This is a genomic window from Saccharopolyspora gloriosae (assembly GCF_022828475.1).
In the GTDB taxonomy this organism is placed as follows: Bacteria; Actinomycetota; Actinomycetes; order Mycobacteriales; family Pseudonocardiaceae; genus Saccharopolyspora_C; species Saccharopolyspora_C gloriosae_A.
In genome coordinates, this window is the sequence record NZ_CP059557.1 from 1390947 (window position 1) to 1409489 (window position 18543).

Below are 18543 nucleotides of genomic sequence, written 5' to 3' on the forward strand. Positions count from 1 at the left end.
CGAACGGCGATCGGCCGCGCTAGTGCGCCGTAGTTTTTCCCGCCAACAACAATCTTAACGAAAAATTCTCGATGTCCCATGTGAGCTCGCCCTCGTGATCTCCCGGTGACCGGGCGGCTACCGTGTGCCGCCGAGTGCGCTGATCACCAGCGGAACGAGTCTTGGAGGTCGTCGTGTCCGACTGCTCCCGCTCCAGGCGGCGTTCGCTCGCCCGGCTCGCCGCAGGCGGATCGGCGATGGCCGCGGCGATGGCCGCGCTGGGCGCCCCGGCGGGTGCGGATCCCGCGCAGGAACGGGTGCTCGGCGGCGCGGAGGAGAACGCCGCTCCCTGGGCCGTGGCGCTGACCGACGAGTCCGGGAACCAGTTCTGCGGCGGCGCCCTCGTCACTCCGATCAAGGTCGTCACCGCCGCGCACTGCGTCGACCGGCGCGACCCGGGACGGCTGCGCGCGATCATCGGCCACGCCGACCTGCGCGAGTCCGGCGGAACCGCCGGCTCGGTCGGGGACGTGTGGGTGCATCCGGAGTTCCGAGAGGTCACCGCGGGCCACGACGTGGCGGTGCTGACCTTGACCGCTCCCGCGTCGCAGCAACCGCTGCCGATGGCGGAACCCGGCGACACCGCGCTCTACCGGCCGGGAACTCCCGCTCGGGTCTACGGCTGGGGACGCACCACCGAAACCGGATCGTCCTCGGACGTGCTCCGCTCCGCCGAGGTGCCGATCAGTTCGGACGCGGACTGCCGGGCCGCTTATCCGGAGTACGAACCGGGAACGCGGGTGTGCGCGGGAGTGCCGGAAGGCGGCCGGGACGCGTGCGCCGGGGATTCCGGCGGGCCGCTCGTCGCCGCCGGCAGGCTCATCGGCGTGGTGTCCTACGGCACCGGCTGCGGACGTCCCGGCACGCCAGGCGTTTACACCCGGATCGCGACGGTCGCGGAGGACGTCGCGGCCCGGTTCTGAGAGCGACCGCGCGGTCTTCTCGGTGAGTGGGACGCCCGGCGGACGGAGGAGCGCGCGCAGGCCGGAGCTGGTTGATCTGGAATGTCCGTTTCAGCTCCGGTGCGGCGCGTTCGTGAGCAGCACTTCCCGGTTTCGGCGGCCGTTCGGACCAGGCGGCGCCATGTACGCCACCGACGTGGTGTTCGCTACTCCCATTGCAGGTGACCGCAGGTGTCGTAGCCGGAATGTGATATCCCGTGAGGTGTGACCCTGCAACCGCTCGCCACCGCAGTCCACCGCGCCTACACGGCCGACCTCGACGCCGAGGACTTCTACCGCATGCTCCGCCTGCGCGTGGACGTGTTCGTGGTCGAGCAGAGCTGCCCGTACCCGGAGCTCGACGGCCGGGACCTGGAGAACAGCACCAGGCACTTCTGGATCGACTCCGCCGACGGATATGTGCTCGGCTACCTGCGGCTGCTCGAAGACCCCGACGGCACCTTCCGCATCGGCCGCGTCGCCACCGCCAAAGAGGCCAGGGGGCTCGGCCTCGGGCGCAAGCTGATGCGCGCCGCGCTCGCCGAGATCCAGCGCGCCCCGGCGGCGCTGTCGGCGCAGACCTACGCGCTGGAGTTCTACCGCGGTTTCGGGTTCGAACCCTCGGGTGAGGAGTATCTCGAAGACGGCATCCCGCACGTCGACATGCACCGATACCCCGGTTCGCTGCGCTGAGCCGACCGGGACGGTTCCTCGGCCGTCCGTGATCTGCGACGATGCTCGCTGGTCCCAGCCAAGGCAGGTCAGGAAGCCGGTGTGAGTCCGGCACGGTCGGCGCCACTGTGACCGGGGAGCGAATCTCCCTCGCGAGCCACCGGGCGCGTCAGCGAACGCTGCTGCCTGGGAAGGCCGGGGTTCCGCGTTGATCCGGGAGTCAGGACACTGCCTCGCCTTGGCGCAGCCGACATCGGGGCGTCCGACACCCGAGGAAGGAACACCTGGCATGACTGCTCCCGCGAGCCCGCGTTTCCCGTTCACCGCTGTGGTCGGGCACGACGATCTGCGGCTGGCGCTGCTGCTGAACGCGGTGCACCCGCGCATCGGCGGGGTGCTGGTGCGCGGCGAGAAGGGCACCGCGAAGTCGACGGTGGTGCGCGCCTTGGCGTCGCTGCTGCCCGCGCTGGACGTCGTGCCCGGCTGCCGCTTCGGCTGCGCCCCGCAGCGCCCCGACCCGCAGTGCCCGGACGGCCCGCACGCCGAGGTCTCCGGTGTGCAGCGGCCCGCGGAACTGGTGGAGCTGCCGGTGGGCGCCACCGAGGACCGGCTGGTCGGCTCCCTCGACCTGGAACGAGCGCTGACCGAAGGCGTCAGCGCCTACCAGCCCGGTCTGCTGGCGGCGGCGCACCGCGGCGTGCTCTACGTCGACGAGGTCAACCTGCTGCACGATCACCTGGTGGACCTGCTGCTGGACGCGGCGGCGATGGGCCGCGCGCACGTGGAGCGCGAAGGCGTGTCGGTGACGCACGCGGCTTCGTTCCTGCTGGTGGGCACCATGAATCCGGAGGAGGGCGAGCTGCGTCCGCAGCTGCTCGACCGGTTCGGGCTGACCGTGCAGGTCGCGGCGTCCCGAGACGTGACCACGCGCACCGAGGTGGTGCGCAGGCGGCTCGCGTTCGAAGCGGACCCGGCGGGCTTCGCCGCGCAGTGGGCCGACGAGGACGCCGACCTGGCGCGGCGGATCACCGAGGCGCGGTCCCGGGTGGAGTCGGTGCGGCTGCCCGACGCGGAGCTGCGGCGGATCTCCGCGCTGTGCGCGTCGTTCGACGTGGACGGCATGCGCGCCGACCTGGTGCTGGCGCGCGCCGCCGTGGCGCACGCCGCATGGCGCGGTGCCGACGCCGTGGCGGAGTCCGATGTGGAGGCCGCGGCCCGGCTGGCGCTGCCGCACCGGCGGCGCCGCGACCCGTTCGACGAGCCCGGTGTCGAAGAGGACCAGCTGCAGCAGGCGCTCAACGACGCCGCCCAGCACGCCGAGGAGCAGCCGGGCGACGACTCCCCGGACTCCCAGCAGGACGATGGCGGGGAGGAACCGCCGGAAGGCCCCGACGACGGACCGGGCGGTCCGGGTGGTGGCGCTCCCGACGGCGGACCGGATGACGGTCCGGACGGCCCGGGCGGCGGGGAGGCGCAGACTCCGCCGGAAACGCCCGCGCCGAACGGGAACGGCGGCTCCCGGCAGGACGACGGCAACGGTCAGGCGCCCGCGAACAAGCCGCCTGCCGCGCCCGCCCCGGCGTTCCGGGCGCGGCTGCTGGAAGTCCCCGGCGTCGGCGAAGGCGCCCCCGGGCGGCGATCCCGAGCCCGCTCCCGCAGCGGCCAGGCCGTTCGTTCCTCCACAGTGGACGGACATGGCGTGCACCTGCCGTCCACGCTGATCGCCGCGGCCCCGCACCAGCGGGCACGCGGGCGCAGCGGACCCGGCCTCGTCCTGCATCGCGGGGACGTGCGGAAGTCGGTGCGCGAGGGCCGCGAAGGCAACCTCGTGCTGTTCGCCGTCGACGCCTCCGGTTCGATGGCCGCCCGCGAGCGCATGTCCGCCGTCAGCGGCGCCGTGCTCTCCCTGCTGCGCGACGCCTACCAGCGCCGCGACAAGGTCGGCGTGGTGACCTTCCGCGGCGAGGACGCCGAGCTGGCGCTGCCGCCCACGTCGTCGGTGGAGATCGCCGCCACCCGGATGCGGGACCTGCGCACCGGCGGCCGCACGCCACTGGCGACCGGGCTGCTCAAGGTCCGGCAGGTCGTCACCACCGAACGCACCCGCGACCCGCGCAGGCGGCCGCTGCTGGTCCTGCTCACCGACGGCAAGGCCACGGTTCCCGCCGGTGACGCCGGAACCGGGCGGGCCAGGGCGCAACAGGCGGTGCGGGATTCGATGCGAGCGGCGGGGCTGCTCGCCGGGCTCGGTGTGGCGTCCGTGGTCGTCGACTGCGAGCAGGGCATGGTGCGCCTCGGCCTCGCCGCCCAGGTCGCCACCGCACTCGGCGGAGCCTGCCTGCGGTTGGAGGAGCTCTCCGCCGACGCCGTCGCCGGAGTGGTCCGCGCGGCCCGCGACACCGCCGCCCGCGCCGCTTGATTCCGATTCGGTTACGACTCCGGCCAGGCGGAGTAGGAATATCCCGACGTACTTGGTAAGGTGTGCAACGTCCACCTGACCCCCAGGGGTGGACCACGAAGTGCCCTCGCGCTCCCGATGACCCCCAGGTCGGTCGAGCGCGGGGGCACTTTTTTGTGTCCGGCACCGGTGCTTCGCGACCGCCTCCATCGCGGTGCACCGATCGGTGATCCGGTCCGGTCCGTCTCGAGACGATCGCCGGTAGGAGATCCCGGTTCGTCCGGCCGGGACCGGCTCGGCGCCACCCGGCCGGAAAACGTTCTCACCGCCTGGCCGATCAATGCGTGAAATCGTCTCCCGGAATGGTGCTGCTCTGTTCGTGTCGGGCGGACGACTCGACCGAGTGGAGGTCGCGCTCCTCGCTGATTTTCCGTTCACAGCAAGGAATCGCGCTGTTACCGTCCGAAGCGCGCGGAGCACGGCAGGCCCACATTCGCCCGCGCGGTCACCTTCGCATCGTCGACGTCGTTGTCGGCTCGCATTCGCGCATCCGCACCCGAGAGGGGGGTCAGTGTCCCGACGTGCTGTGGCGGACGTCGCCGAGGTCGGCAGGCTCCGATTCGAGAGTATGGCGAGGAGCGCGGGCGGTCACTCGGCTGCCCGGGGCATCGCGGTGACACTTTGGCGTCGGAGCGGAACGGCATTTTTTCGGAAGGCATTCAGAAGTTTCGTTCGCGGAGTCGTTCCGCGCTTCCGGCCGACCGCTGTCGAATTCGCGCCGCGCCTCGCCAGGATCGGCGAACCGGCCCGGCGAGCCCTTCCGGGCGGGATGAGCTCCGATACAGGTGCTTCGAGCGGCGTTGCGGGTGACCTAGGGTCGGGTCATGCCTCAGGGAAAGCCGAACTCCGTTCCGCAAGACGGGTTGACCACGCGGCAGCGGCGCAACCGTCCGTTGCTGATCGTGCACACCGGAGAGATGAAGGGGAAGTCCACCAGCGCGTTCGGGCTCGCCCTGCGCGGCTGGAACCAGGGCTGGTCCATCGGCGTGTTCCAGTTCGTGAAGTCGGCGAAGTGGAAGGTCGGCGAGGAGTCCGCGTTCCGCGCCCTCGGCAGGCTGCACGACGAGACCGGTGAAGGCGGCGCCGTCGAGTGGCACAAGATGGGCGAAGGCTGGTCCTGGGCGCGCAAGCAGGGCTCCGAGGAGGACCACGCGGCCGCCGCGCTGGAGGGTTGGCGGGAGATCGCCCGCCGGATCGCCGACGAGCGGCACGGCATGTACGTGCTCGACGAATTCACCTACCCGCTGCACTGGGGCTGGATCGACGTCGCCGAAGTCGTCGAGACGCTGCGCGACCGCCCCGGCCACCAGCACGTGGTGATCACCGGGCGGAACGCGCCGCAGGAGCTGCTCGACGCCGCCGACCTGGTGCTGGAGACCACGAAGGTGAAGCACCCGATGGACGCCGGCCAGAAGGGCCAGAAGGGCATCGAGTGGTGAGCCCGCGCGTCGTCATCGCCGCGCCCGGTTCCGGGCAGGGCAAGACGACGGTGGCGACCGGGCTGCTGGGCGCGCTGCGCCGCCGGTCGCTGCGGGTGGCGCCGTTCAAGGTCGGCCCGGACTACATCGACCCCGGCTACCACCACGTCGCCTCCGGGCTGCCCGGGCGGAACCTGGACCCGGTGCTGGTGGGGGAGGAGCGGATCGCGCCGCTGTTCCGGCACGGCAGCGCGGGCGCCGATCTGTCCGTCGCCGAAGGCGTGATGGGTCTGTTCGACGGCAAGATCGACGGCACGGGGCCGGGCGACGAACCCGCGTTCGGCTCCACCGCGCACGTCGCGGGCCTGCTGCACGCCCCGGTGGTGCTGGTCGTCGACGCGCAAGGGCAGTCGCAGAGCATCGCCGCGCTGCTGCACGGTTTCCGCAGCTTCCAGCCGGGGGTGCGGCTGGCCGGGGTGATCCTCAACCGGGTCGGGTCGGTCCGCCACGAGCAGGTGCTGCGGGACGCGTCGGACTCGGTGGGGCTGCCGGTGCTCGGTGCGCTGGGCCGCACCGGCGGGCTGAGCGTGCCCTCCCGGCACCTCGGGCTGGTCACCGCGACCGAGCACGGCGGTGCCGCCACCGACGCGGTCGAGGCGATGTCGGACGCCGTCGAGACCGGTGTGGACCTGGACGCGGTGGTGGCGCTGGCGCGCAGCGCTCCGGCGCTCGACGGCCCGGCCTGGGACGCGGCGGCCGAGGTGACGCCGGTTCCGGATCGCCCGGTGATCGCCGTGGCCGGTGGCCCCGCGTTCACCTTCGCCTACACCGAACACGTGGAGCTGCTGAGGGCCGCCGGTGCGGAGGTGGCCGTGCTCGATCCGCTGCGCGACGAGGCGCTGCCGGCCGGCACGCGCGGGCTCGTGCTGCCCGGCGGGTTCCCGGAACAGCACGCCGCCGCGCTGTCGGAGAACACGGCGCTGCGCGCGGAGATCACCCGGTTCGCCGCGACGGGCGCCCCGATCCACGCCGAGTGCGGCGGGCTGCTGTACCTCGCGGAGGAACTCGACGGGCACCCGCTGTGCGGGGTGATCCCGGCGCGGGCCGAGATGTCGCCGCGGCTGACGCTGGGCTACCGCGATGCGGTCGCCGCGACCGACTCGGTGCTGGGCGTGCGCGGTTCCCGGTTCACCGGGCACGAATTCCACCGCACCCGGCTCGATCCGGGGCACGGCGCGGATCCCGCGTGGTTCTGGCGCGCGGAGTCGGCGGTCGCGGAAGGTTTCGTGCGCGGCGGCCTGCACGCCTCCTACCTGCACACCCATCCTGCCGGGGCGCCGGAGGGGGTGTCGCGCTTCGTGACCGCCTGCTCGCGCGCGGTGACCGGCGGTGCGGGTACGGCCGTGTGAGCGCGCCGCGATCAACAGGTACGGTCGTCACCTACGCGGCCACGGTGGGCGACGTGCTGCCCGGTGCCACCGGTCCGGCCACGCCTCGCCTCCCTGGCCATCGGGCCGGTGTCCCTCCTCTCGGCGGTGTCCGATGTGGACGGTTCGGCGTGGACGGCCGTAGCGTTGATGCGGAACAGGAGAGCGAACAGTGAGTGGGCGGATCTCGTTCATCGGCGCCGGACCCGGCGCCGCGGACCTCATCACGGTCCGCGCCGCACGACGCATCGCCGAAGCCGACGTCGTGGTGTGGTCCGCCAGCGTCCTGGCGCCCGAGTGCGTTCGGGAGCACGCGAACGCGGACGCGGAACTGCTCGACTCCTCCCAGCTCACCCACGAGCAGGCGGTGGAGGTGTACCGCCGCGCCGAACGCGACAAGTTGCGAGTCGTGCGGTTGCACGCCGGTGACCCGGCGCTGTGGGGTTCGGTGCAGGAGCAGCACGACGCCTGCACGAAGATGGAACTGGACGTGGAGATCGTGCCCGGCGTCAACGGCTTCTCCGCCGCCGCGGCCGCCGTGGGCCGGGAGCTGACGGTGCCGGAGGAGGCGCAGTCGGTGCTGCTGACCCGGCTCGGCGGTGGCTCCGGGGCGAATCCCGACGCCGATCAGGTGCGGGACCTCGCCCGGCACGGCACGACGATGGCGGTGACGCTGCCCGCCTCCCGCGCCGCGCAACTCGTCGAGGAACTGCGCGCCGGTGGTTGCGCCGACGACGTGCCGGTGCTGGTCGCGTACAAGGTGAGCTGGCCGGACGAGGTGCTGTTGAGCACCACCATCGGCGAGCTGGAACACGCGGTGAAGCAGCGCAAGCTGTGGCGGTCCGCGCTGTTCCTCGTCGGCAAGGCGCTGGGCAGTAGCGGCAGAGGCCGGGGCGCGGGCGGGAGAACTCGGGGCGGACACGGTGAATCCGGTTATCGCCGGACGGATTCACCGGCGCGGCGCCGTGGCTACCGCTCCACGCGGCGCGACGGCGACGCGGCTCCGTCGCGCTCCGATCAGGAGGAAGTTCCGGGCGGCAGCGCGGTCTTCCAGGTCGGCACCGCCTCCAACGCGAGCACCGCACCCAGCGCGGGCGCCGGTGCGGCGTCGTGGCGCCGGGCGGAGCCGGTCGCGGCGGCGGAGCCGGCCGGAACCGACGCCGCGACCGGCGCGGACGGCAACGGCTCGGCCGTGCCGAACATCGCCTGGTGGGCGGTGCGGGAATGGCAGGAGGCGGCACGTGGTGCGGCTCGGGTGCAGGCGCGGCAACGCCGCACCGAGGACCCGGCGCAACCGGAGCTGTTCGGCGCGGCGGGCAAACCGGACGCGGCGGAGAACGAGCCTGCCGACACCCGGGACGCCTCGCAGCCCGCGACGGTCGAGGAAACCGTTGTGCCGCAAGCGGAACCGGCTCCGGAGCTGCCCGCCGACGCCGAGTTCGACGCCGACCCGCGACCCGAGCGCCCCGCTCGGGCGGCCTTATCGGTGGTGCGCGATGAGCCCGCCGACGACGGCTCCGGGGCCGAGCCGACGCAGGACGCTCCCGCCGCCGCGGCCGAGGAAACCCCCGCGGAGACCGCGAACTCGCGCACCTCCGCGGCGAGCACCACCGGCGGTACCCGGGCCACGGCCAAGACCCGCTCCCGGGCGAAGTCGCAAGGCAAAGCCCAGACGAAGGCCCAGACCAAGGCGTCGACCGCCAAATCCCGCACCACAGGGTCGAAATCGACGAAGAACAAGGGCGACGCGTCGAGCTGAACTCGCCGTGATCGGGTTCGCGGCGGCGTGATCGCCCGGCATGGCAAGGTGAGCTGGGCTCGCGATCCGCGAGCCGGCCGGTGAAGCGGCCTGGCAGGACGAGGTGGAAGACGTGACGGTCACGGTGATCGGGGTCGAGGGGGCGGAGTTGCCTGCGGGCGCCGCCGAAGTGTTGCGGTCGGCGCGGCTCGTGGTGGGTTCGCGCAGACAGCTGGACGCGCACGCCCCGCAGCAGGCCCGGTCGCTGGATCTGGCGCAGTGGGGCCAGGCGCTCGGCGCGCTGACCTCGCTGGCCGGTGAGGAGACCGGCGTCGTCCTCGTCGACGGCGACCCCGGATTCTTCGGTGTGCTGCGGGAATTGCGGGAGCGCGGCGTGCGCTGCGCCGTGACGCCCGCCGCTCCGAACGTGGCGCGGCTGATGGCTCGGCTGGGCAGGCCGTGGGACGAGGTTCCGGTCGCGGCGGCCAGCGAAGCGGCCCTGCCGCGGGTGCTGAACCTGTGCCGGGCGCGTCCGGCGGTGCTGGTGCTCGGCGGGGCGAACGCCGGTCCGGCGCAGCTCGCGTCCGGGCTAGCGGGCTGGCGGCGCACGCTGGTCGTCGGCGAGGACCTCGGCGGGGAAGCGGAGCAGATCAGCACGGTCACTCCCGAGGAGGCCGCACGGCGCACGTGGCGCGCGGACGCGGTGGTGCTGTGCGCGGAGGAACCGAAGGAGATCGGCGCCGGCGGCTGGCTCGCCGGTGGCGAGGTGCTGCCGCCCGCATCGGGCTGGGCGCTGTCCGAGGACGGGTTCTCCCACCGCGACGGCGACATCACTCCCGCCGAGGTGCGCGCGGTCGCGCTGGCGGAACTCGCCGCCCGGCCCGGGACGCTCGTCTGGGACGTGGGATCCGGTTCCGGTTCGGTCGCGGTGGAATGCGCGCGGCTGGGCGCCGCGACGATCGCGGTCGAGTCGGACCAGGCGCAGGTCGTGCGGCTGATCACCAATGCCGCCGGGCACGGCGTGGACGTGCGCGTGGAGGAGGGGGCCGCGCCGGAGTCGTTGCGGGCGCTGCCGAAACCGGACGCGGTGTTCGTCGGCGGAGGCGGCGGGGACGTCGTCGCCGCGTGCGCGCACGCGGGCGCGGCGCGGATCGTGGTGGAGCTGACGGAGCTGGAGCGGGTCGGCCCCACCCGGGAGGCGTTGCGCACCGCGGGCTACGAGGTGCGCGGAGTGCAGCTGGCGGCGAGCAGGCTCGTGGAGCTCGCCGATGGCGGTTCGAAACTGGAGCCCACGGCGCCGGTGGTGCTGGTGTCCGGGCGACGCGAGGCCGACTCGTGATCGGGCTGTTCCCGCGCTCCCCGCAGGAGCAGCGCACGGCGACCGAGCTCGCCGCCCGGTGGGGGCCGGACGCGATGCTCGTCGACGGCGGCCCGGGGCCTGCGCTGCGTCGGCTGTGGTCCTCGCTGGACGTGGTGGTGCTGTTCCTGCCGGTCGGCGCGGCGGTGCGGCTGATCGCGCCGCTGCTGCGCGACGAGCGCACCGATCCGGAGGTCGTGTGCGTCGACGAGCGGTTCGCCGTCACCGTCTCCGGTGGGGCGCAAGCCGTGGCGCCGCAGATCGCGGAGGTGCTGGGCCGAGTCCCGGTGCTCACCACGGGTGCGGCGGTGAGCCCGCTGGACGAGCTCGTCGATCACCTTTCGGCCACTGTGGACGGTGATCTCGCCGGGTGCGCGCAGTCGGTGGCCGACGAGGAGCACGTGCGGCTGGTCAACCCGCACGGGTTCCCGTTGCCCGCGATGCCGGAGAACGTCTCGGCGCACTGCGACGAGCCGGAGTGGACCGTCGTGGTGGACGACCGGCGGCCGGTGGGGGAGCTCGGCGAGCGCACGGTGCGGCTGATCCCGCCGACGCTGGTGGTGGGCGTGGGTTCGGTACGCGGCGTGTCCCGCACCGCGGTGACGGGGCTGATGTCCCGGCTCGACCGGGAGCACGGGCTCGATCCGCGGGCGATCCGCGCGTTCGCCACGGCGGAGGCGAAGGCCGACGAGCGCGGCATCCTGGACGCCGTGCAGGACCTGGGGTTCTGGCATTCCGCCGACGGGGAGGAATTGCCGCTGCGGCTGTACCCGGCGGCGGAGCTCGCCGAGGTCGCGGTGCCGAACCCGAGCGCGGAGGTGCTGCGGGAGACGGGCACGGCCAGCGTCGCCGAGGCCGCCGCGTTGCGTGCCGCAGGGGAGCTGGCCGTCGGCGAGTCGGGTGCAGCACCGGACTCCGGTGGCTCCGCGACGAGCGACCAGGACTCCTCCGAGGCGTGGAAACCGTTGGGGCACAACGACATCGTGGACGAACTCGCCGTCGAGCTGGTGGTGCCGAAGCTCGTCGCCGACGGAGTCACCGTCGCCGCCGCCCGCGTCCGCCCGCGTGGTCGGGTGACCGTCGTCGGCCTCGGACCCGGCCCCGCCGACCTGCGCGCGCCGCGCGCCGAGGCCGAACTCCGCCGCGCCGCCGCCGTCATCGGCAGCGCGCACGACCTCGGTCAGGTGCGGGACCTGCTGCATCCGGGCGCGCGGACGGAGGCCGTCGACTCCGCCGAAGCCGGCGCGCGGGCCGCCGCCGAACATGCTCGCGACGGGCATGTGGTGGCGCTCATCGGGACGGGCGACGCCGCACCCCAGCACGCGGCCGTGCGCGCCGAACCCGGTTGCCGTGGCCTGAACATCGTCGTCATCCCCGGGATCCCCGCTCCCTGACAGCGGGCCGGTGAATCGAGGGTGGGGCCAACTCCACCCCGGTTCGGTGGCCAGGACGACTGTGCGGGCGCATCGGATTCAGAACAATGACGTCCATGCGGGGCTGGAGGAGGCGCGGTGCGACCGCGCGACGAGGACTGGTGCTGTTCGGGCTCGCGTGGGCGGGGCCGGTGCTGTTCGCGGGGTGCGTCGTGGCGATCGTGCTGATCAGCGCCGGATTGTGCGCTCCGGGCGAACGGCTCCTGGACCGGTGTCGTGCGGCGCCGAACTCGGCACGCCGCCTCGCGGAGGAACAGGGGGTCGAGGCGGACATCGAGTACCTGCCGGTGCCTCCGGTCCCGCAACCCGACGCGGAAGGCTGGTACCGGTGGGACGACCACCTGTACCGGCGGCCGCTGCTGCCGCACTACCTCCAGCGCACGCTTCGGGTGTCCGCTGATCCGGCGACCACGCGGGACATGAACTGGATGCTGCTGAGCCCGTTCGTCGGAGCTCCGCTCGGGCTGCTGGCCGTGCTCATCGGCCGGCCCGCGCTGCGGCTGCACGCCCGGTGGACGGCGAGCCTGCTCGGCCCGCCGCGACCGCAGCGCGCCTGGTCGCGCACGATCCAGCAGGCGCTGCTCGACAGCTGGCGGCTGCTGGTGCTCGGACTCCTGTCCGTGCTGAACCTGCTCGGCGCGGCCGGCCTGGCCGGGACGTTCCTGCTGCTGCACGCCGTCGGGGCGCACCGGCTCTGGGAGCGGATCGCCGCCGGCGGCTCCGCGCTCGCTCGGCTCAACCGGACCGTGGCGGCGCGGTGGAGCGGCGTCGAAATACCCGAGCCGTACCGCCCGCAGCCGCCTCCGCCGGAGCCGACATCGGACGGCCTGTACCGCTGCGGCGGGCGGCTGACCGAGTCACCGGCTCCGGCGATCCGGCACGCCCGCTACGTGAACGTGCTGCGCGATCCGGCGACGTGGCGAGATCTGGCCTGGCTGGGCGCCGATCCGATCGTGACCGCGGTGCTGCTGGTGCCGCTGGTCGTGCTGACCCTCTGGGGCACGCAGAGCGTGTGGGCGCCGTTCTGGGTGTGGGTCCTCGAAACGCTCACCGAGGTGGACGTGCCGGATTCGCCGTGGCAGGACTGGTTCGCCGCGCACCGGATCACCACGGCGGCGCTCGGCGTGGCGGCCATCGCGGCGGTCCTGGCGCTGGCGCCGCCGGCGATGCGGTTGCACGGGTGGTGGGCGCGGTCGCTGCTGGCGCCGACGCGGCGGGCCGAGCTGGCGCGGCGGGTGCGGCGGCTCACCGAGACCCGGGCCGACGCCGTCGACGCCGAAGCGCGGGAGCTGGACCGCATCGAACGCGACCTGCACGACGGGCCGCAGGCTCGGCTGGTGGCGCTCGGCTTGAAGCTCGGCGCGATCCGCGTGCTGCTCGACCGGGAACCGGGGCGGGCGCGGGACATGCTCGACGAGACCGGGGACGACTCCCGCCGGGTGCTCGACGAACTCCGCGCCCTGGTGCGCGGAATCCGGCCGCCGGTGCTGGTGGAACGCGGCCTCGCCGACGCGGTCCGGTCGCTGGCGCTCGACGTCGAGCTGCCGGTGGAGATCACCGGGACGGTGCCGGGAAGATGCCCCATGGCGGTGGAATCGGCCGCGTACTTCGCCGTCAGCGAGCTGCTGGGCAACGTGCTCAAGCACGCCGAGGCGCGGGCCGTGCGCATCGAACTGGGGCATTCGGCGGGGGTGCTGCGGATTTCGGTCACCGACGACGGGTGCGGCGGCGCCGATGACGGCGGCGGCACCGGGCTGCGCGGAATTCGCCGCAGGCTCGGCACTTTTGATGGCACCCTCGAGCTCAGCAGCCCAGCGGGCGGCCCGACCCGCGCCACGATGGAGATCCCATGCGCGTTGTCCTCGCCGAAGACCTCTTCCTCCTCCGAGACGGCCTGACGACCCTGCTGACCGCGCACGGATTCGAGGTCGTCGCCGCCGTCTCCAGCGGACCGGAGTTGTCGCACGCGCTCGCGGCGCACCGGCCGGATGTGGCGGTGGTCGACGTGCGGCTGCCGCCGACCTGCACCGATGAGGGCCTGCAGGCGGCGTTGCGCGCACGCGCGGAGCGGCCCGGGCTGCCGGTGCTCGTGCTGTCGCAGCACGTGGAGCAGCTCTACGCGCGGGAACTGCTCAGCGACGGGGCCGGTGCCGTCGGCTACCTGCTGAAGGATCGGGTGTTCGACGCCGAGCAGTTCGTCGACGCGGTGCGCAACGTCGCCGCCGGGGGCACCGCGATGGACCCCGAGGTGATCTCGAAATTGCTGGCTCGCCGCGCCGAGGACGCACCGGTGCGGCGGCTCAGCGCGCGAGAACACGACGTGCTGGAGCTGATGGCGCAGGGCCGCTCCAACTCGGCCATCGCGAGTCAGCTGCACATCGGCGAAAGCTCGGTCGGCAAGCACACCGCGAACATCTTCACGAAGCTCGACCTCGGCCCGTCCGAAGACGATCACCGACGGGTCCGCGCCGTCCTCGCCTACCTCGACTCCGTGAGCTGATGTGTCGCCCGGACCGACTTCGACCACGCGCAGGTACCGACGCGAGGGCTAGCTACGTCACCTCGCACTAATGACCCCGCCAGGCACCGGGACATCCATTCGATCAGCTCTGACCCCACCCCTGGCGAGATCCGCGACTGGCCGCAGCCGCCCCTCAGAGGTCACGGAGTGTGCAACTTCGCGAAAACCTGCGGGCAGGGCACGAAGTCGTCCACAGGTGCTGCGTCGGACGTCCGGGAGGAGTCACGCCATGAGGTGCACTCGGCGGTGCTGGCGTTCGCCGATGTCGCCCGCCGCGGTGTCGAGCAGTTTGTGGCCCAGTTCGAACAGCGCTCTGGCGAGCGCGATCTCATCCCCGATCTGCGGGACGTCCGGGTCGTCCGGGTGCCGCCGCGCGGTGCCGTGCCCGTGCAGCGCCCGCCCGTCGCCGGTCACCATCCCGACGTCCGCGGTGGTCTTCGCCCCCGCCTCGATGACCTGCATGTCCAATGTGAGCGTCCGGTTCGCGTGCATGGCCGCCTCCCTGGTTCGCCTGCCCCCAGGATGCGCCGCCGTCCATCGTGCGGCAAAGCGGATCCGGCCGGTGACCGGACCGCTGCCCAGGGCGATTTCGCAGGTGAGAGAGGTCACCGGAGGTTTGACCTTCGTTCGCGGGCGGGTCACGATACTGCGGCTGACGTGTCCCGCGCCCGCACTCGGTCGCCGTTGGGCCGGTCGGCTCCCGGGACGGTCGCCAGAGATGTCCGCCGCACGCGTGGGAGATCACTTCCAGGCCTGACCTCGGCGGCATTCATGGCAGGATGGGCCGGCGCTGCGCTCCGATGGCGGCGCGCCGTCCGCGCCGGCGGATCGGATCCCGCGGGACCCTCTTCGGGTGGCGGCCCAGGCACGCGGTGAGCGTGCACCCAGGCCACGGCAACGACGCCGCGGCGACACCTCGATACGAACGACGGACGGCATGACCACGCACTCTTCTCCGCAGAACTCGCCCGGTGAACACCACTACTTCGCCGGACTCGACCTCACCGGGAAGCGGGTGGTCGTCGTCGGTGCGGGCAGCGTCGCGCAGCGGCGAGTGCCCCGGCTGATCAACGCCGGAGCGCACGTGGAGGTCGTGTCGCCCGAAGCCACTCCGGCGGTCGAGGCGATGGCGGAGGCCGGGGAGCTCACCTGGCACCGCCGCCCGTACGCCGAGGGCGACCTCGACGGCGCCTGGTACGCGGTGGCGTGCGCGACGGGCAGTGCGGTCAACGCGGCCGTCGCAGCGGAGGCGGAGCGCTCGAGGGTGTTCTGCGTGCGCGCCGACGACGCCTCGCAGGGCAGCGCCGTCACGCCCGCCGTCGCCGAGCACGGCGGGCTGCTGCTGGGCGTGCTGGCAGGTGGCGCCCACCGCCGTTCCGCCGCCGTGCGGGACGCGCTGGTGGCGGCGCTGCGCACCGGTGCGGTGGACGAGAGCGCGGAGCGGCCCGCGCCCGGTGTGGCGCTCGTCGGTGGCGGGCCGGGCGCCCCGGACCTGATCACGGTGCGCGGCAGGCAACTGCTGGGGCAGGCGGACGTCGTGATCACCGATCGGCTGGCGCCGCGGGAGCTGCTGGAGGAGCTCGGGCCGCACGTGGAGGTCGTGGACGCCTCGAAGATCCCGTACGGCCGCGCCGCCAACCAGGACGTGATCAACGAGCTGCTGATCGAGCACGTGCGGGCGGGCAGGTTCGTGGTGCGCCTCAAGGGCGGCGATCCGTACGTCTTCGGCCGCGGCTACGAGGAGCTGCTGGCCTGCGTGGAGGCCGGGGTTGCGGTGACCACGGTCCCGGGAATCACCAGCGCGTTCTCCGTCCCGTCGGCTGCGGACGTACCGGTGACGCATCGCGGGGTGGCGCACGAGGTCGTGGTCGTGTCCGGGCATGTCGGCCCGCACGACGAGACGTCGCTGGTGGACTGGCCTGCGCTGGCGCGGCTCAAGGGCACGCTGGTGCTGATGATGGCCGTGAAGCGCATCGGCGAGTTCGCGGCGGTGCTGATCGAGCACGGCCGCGACCCGAAGTCCCCGGTCGCGATCGTGCAGGAAGGCACCATGCGCACCCAGCACGCCGTCCGCAGCACCCTGGAGGAGGCGGCGGAGTCGATCCGCGACCACGACGTCAAACCCCCCGCCGTGATCATCATCGGCCCGGTAGCCGACCTCACCCCCGCTTCCCGCCGCTGACAGGCCAATGACCCCTTCGCCCGGTGACACCGGTCAAAGGGAACATTCACTCGAGGAACCGGGTGGACTCAATGTCCCCTTCGCCCGATAGCACTGCGCAAAGGGGACGTTCACGTGAAAGCCCGCGCCGCCACGAGCTCGTGATCACGATCCCCACGCACCGGCGAAGCCGCTAAAGGGCGGGCGAAGCCACGCTTGCCTCGCGGCCGAAGGCCGTGCCGTGCGGCGAAGCCGTGCCTTTGGGCGGGCGAAGCCTCGTCTGTCTCGCGGCCGAAGGCCGTGCCGTGCGGCGAAGCCGTGCCTTTGGGCGGGCGAAGCCTCGTCTGTCTCGCGGCCGAAGGCCGTGCCGTGCGGCCGAAGGCCGTGCTTGTATGCGCGAAGCGCATAGCCCACGTCGAAAAGCCGCTCACCCGCGGGTTCTCAGTTGGTCTCTCGCGAGGACAGCTTTTTCCCTCGTGGCGGAGCCACTCGGGAAAAAGATCCCGCAGCGAGAGACCAACTGAGGTTCCGCCACCCGACCCCCCAAGCGAAAAGACCGGCTCAACCAGCATCCACTGACCCGCCGAAGCGGGTGCGGTAGGACTCCAGGTCATCTTCGGTGATCTTGGCGAACAGCACCGGCGGGATGGTGAAGCCGGTGCCCGCCTCGATCAGCGCGAAAGACTTCGCCTCGTCCACCGACACCCAGCGCCGCGCCGGGTCGTCGGAGGCGAACGCCGCCCGCATGGCCTGCGCGGCGGCCGGGATCAGCGGTTCCGAGAGCACCGCGTACAGGTAGATCAGGTTCATCGCGGTGCGCAGGGTCAACGCGGCGGCGTCCTGATCCGTGCGGATCTGGATCCACGGCGCCTTCTCCTCCAGGTAGGAGTTGCCCGCGCTCCACAGCGACCGCAGCGCCTGCGCGGCCTTGCGGAAGTGCTTGGCCTCCAGGTGCGTCTGGTAGTCCTCGATGAGCCCGCCGATCTCGGCGGCGAGCCGCTGCTCCGGCTCACCGGCGGCCGCCCCGGCGGGCACCTCGTCGCCGAATCGCTTGCGGCTGAACGACAGCACGCGGTTGACGAAGTTGCCCAGGGTGTCCGCGAGGTCCTTGTTCACCACCGAGGCGAACAGTTCCCACGAGAACGAGGCGTCGTCGGATTCCGGCGCGTTCGCGATGAGGAAATAGCGCCAGTAGTCGGCGGGCAGCAGTTCCAGCGCTTGGTTCGTGAAGATCCCGCGCTGGTCGCTGGTGGAGAACTTCCCGCCGTAGTAGGTGAGCCAGTTGAACGACTGGACGAAGTCGACCATCTTCCACGGCTCGCGGGTGCCCAGTTCGGTGGCCGGGAACATCACGGTGTGGAAGGGGACGTTGTCCTTGGCCATGAACTCCGTGTAGGTCACGTCGTCGGCCTCGTACCACCAGGACTTCCAGTCCCGGTCCTGCGGAGCCTGGTCGGCCCATTCCTTGGTGGCGCCGATGTACTCGATGGGCGCGTCGAACCAGACGTAGAAGACCTTGTTCTCGGCGGCCAGCTCCGGCCAGGTGTCGGCGGGCACCGGGATGCCCCAGTCGAGGTCGCGGGTGATGGAACGGTCCCGCAGCCCCTCGGTGAGCCATTTGCGGGCGATGGAGGAGGACAGGTTCGGCCATTCCTCGCTGGCCGCGTCCAGCCAGCGCTCCACCTCGTCGGTGAGCTTGGACTGGGTGAGGAACAGGTGCTTGGTCTCGCGGACTTCCAGTTCGGTGCTGCCGCTGATCGCCGAGCGCGGCTCGATCAGATCGGTCGGGTCCAGCACTCGCGTGCAGTTCTCGCACTGGTCGCCGCGCGCCTTCTCGTAGCCGCAGTGCGGGCAGGTGCCGATGATGTAGCGGTCCGGCAGGAACCGGCCGTCGGCGGCCGAATAGACCTGGCGGATCGACTTCTGCTCGATGAAGCCGTGCTCGTGCAGCTTCCGGGCGAAGTGCTGGGTGATCTCCCGGTTCTGCTCCGAGGAACTACGGCCGAAGTGGTCGAAGGAGAGCTCGAAACCGCGGTAGATCTCGGCTTGCACCTGGTGCTGCTGCTCGCAGAACTCCGCCACCGGAAGGCCCGCGTCGGCGGCGGCCAGCTCGGCGGGCGTGCCGTGCTCGTCGGTGGCGCAGATGAACAGCACCTCGTGCCCGCGCTGGCGCAGGTACCGCGAGTAGACGTCGGCGGGGAGCATGGAGCCGACCATGTTGCCCAGGTGCTTGATGCCGTTGATGTACGGAAGCGCACTGGTGACAAGGTGGCGGGTCATTCTGGGATGCTCCAATACCGGTTCCTGAGCGGACCTTCGCGGCTGGTGACGCCGGGCGCCGCGCGGTGCTGCGGATGCTCGGGCGCGAAAGTGGCGGC

13 protein-coding genes and 1 riboswitch are annotated in these 18543 nt (G+C 72.4%); of the genes, 11 read left to right on the forward strand and 2 right to left on the reverse strand.

Translation table 11 applies throughout. From position 1 onward, the window contains the following. The first annotated feature begins 173 nt into the window (after positions 1-173). The 10 genes from H2Q94_RS06040 to H2Q94_RS06085 all read left to right on the forward strand — a co-directional run bounded on the left by H2Q94_RS06040 (position 174) and on the right by H2Q94_RS06085 (position 13983). Positions 174-962 (forward strand): S1 family peptidase, encoded by a 789-nt coding sequence (locus H2Q94_RS06040; protein ID WP_243792972.1) that lies wholly within the window; start codon positions 174-176, stop codon positions 960-962. 243 nt (positions 963-1205) lie between these two features. Beyond that, entirely contained in the window at positions 1206-1673 is a 468-nt protein-coding gene (locus H2Q94_RS06045; RefSeq protein WP_243792973.1) for a GNAT family N-acetyltransferase, read from the forward strand. A 69-nt stretch (positions 1674-1742) separates the two neighbouring features. After that, a riboswitch (cobalamin riboswitch) is annotated at positions 1743-1883 on the forward strand. A 58-nt stretch (positions 1884-1941) separates the two neighbouring features. Then, positions 1942-4071, forward strand: coding sequence for a putative cobaltochelatase (locus tag H2Q94_RS06050; RefSeq protein WP_243792974.1), 2130 nt, complete (start codon positions 1942-1944; stop codon positions 4069-4071). A gap of 863 nt (positions 4072-4934) precedes the next feature. After that, positions 4935-5549, forward strand: a complete 615-nt coding sequence (gene cobO / locus H2Q94_RS06055; protein ID WP_243792976.1) for a cob(I)yrinic acid a,c-diamide adenosyltransferase — start codon at positions 4935-4937, stop codon at positions 5547-5549. After that, positions 5546-6937, forward strand: a complete 1392-nt coding sequence (locus H2Q94_RS06060; protein ID WP_243792978.1) for a cobyrinic acid a,c-diamide synthase CobB — start codon at positions 5546-5548, stop codon at positions 6935-6937. Before cobO ends, H2Q94_RS06060 begins: the two co-directional genes overlap by 4 nt. Positions 6938-7127: 190 nt before the next feature. Beyond that, positions 7128-8714, forward strand: coding sequence for an SAM-dependent methyltransferase (locus H2Q94_RS30620; protein ID WP_309501130.1), 1587 nt, complete (start codon positions 7128-7130; stop codon positions 8712-8714). Positions 8715-8826: 112 nt separating this feature from the next. Next, positions 8827-10032, forward strand: a complete 1206-nt coding sequence (locus H2Q94_RS06070; protein ID WP_243792985.1) for a bifunctional cobalt-precorrin-7 (C(5))-methyltransferase/cobalt-precorrin-6B (C(15))-methyltransferase — start codon at positions 8827-8829, stop codon at positions 10030-10032. Further along, positions 10029-11444 carry a cobalamin biosynthesis protein gene (locus tag H2Q94_RS06075; RefSeq protein WP_243792987.1) on the forward strand — a complete coding sequence of 472 codons (1416 nt, stop codon included), beginning with the start codon at positions 10029-10031 and terminating at the stop codon, positions 11442-11444. Before H2Q94_RS06070 ends, H2Q94_RS06075 begins: the two co-directional genes overlap by 4 nt. A 95-nt stretch (positions 11445-11539) precedes the next feature. Continuing rightward, entirely contained in the window at positions 11540-13381 is a 1842-nt protein-coding gene (locus H2Q94_RS06080; RefSeq protein WP_243792989.1) for a sensor histidine kinase, read from the forward strand. After that, the gene (locus H2Q94_RS06085; RefSeq protein WP_243792991.1) at positions 13333-13983 is read left to right on the forward strand and encodes a response regulator transcription factor; all 651 of its coding nucleotides are present in this window, start codon (positions 13333-13335) and stop codon (positions 13981-13983) included. The genes H2Q94_RS06080 and H2Q94_RS06085 overlap by 49 nt, the downstream gene beginning before the upstream one ends. 243 nt (positions 13984-14226) lie before the next feature. Here H2Q94_RS06085 and H2Q94_RS06090 read toward each other — a convergent pair whose 3' ends face one another. Beyond that, the gene (locus H2Q94_RS06090; protein ID WP_243792993.1) at positions 14227-14496 is read right to left on the reverse strand and encodes a DUF1876 domain-containing protein; all 270 of its coding nucleotides are present in this window, start codon (positions 14494-14496) and stop codon (positions 14227-14229) included. 445 nt (positions 14497-14941) lie between these two features. Between H2Q94_RS06090 and cobA the strand changes: the two genes are divergently transcribed. Then, positions 14942-16186, forward strand: a complete 1245-nt coding sequence (gene cobA, locus H2Q94_RS06095) for a uroporphyrinogen-III C-methyltransferase (RefSeq protein WP_243792996.1) — start codon at positions 14942-14944, stop codon at positions 16184-16186. 540 nt (positions 16187-16726) lie between these two features. Here cobA and metG read toward each other — a convergent pair. Beyond that, positions 16727-18445 carry a methionine--tRNA ligase gene (gene metG, locus H2Q94_RS06100; protein WP_243792998.1) on the reverse strand — a complete coding sequence of 573 codons (1719 nt, stop codon included), beginning with the start codon at positions 18443-18445 and terminating at the stop codon, positions 16727-16729. Positions 18446-18543 lie beyond the last annotated feature (98 nt).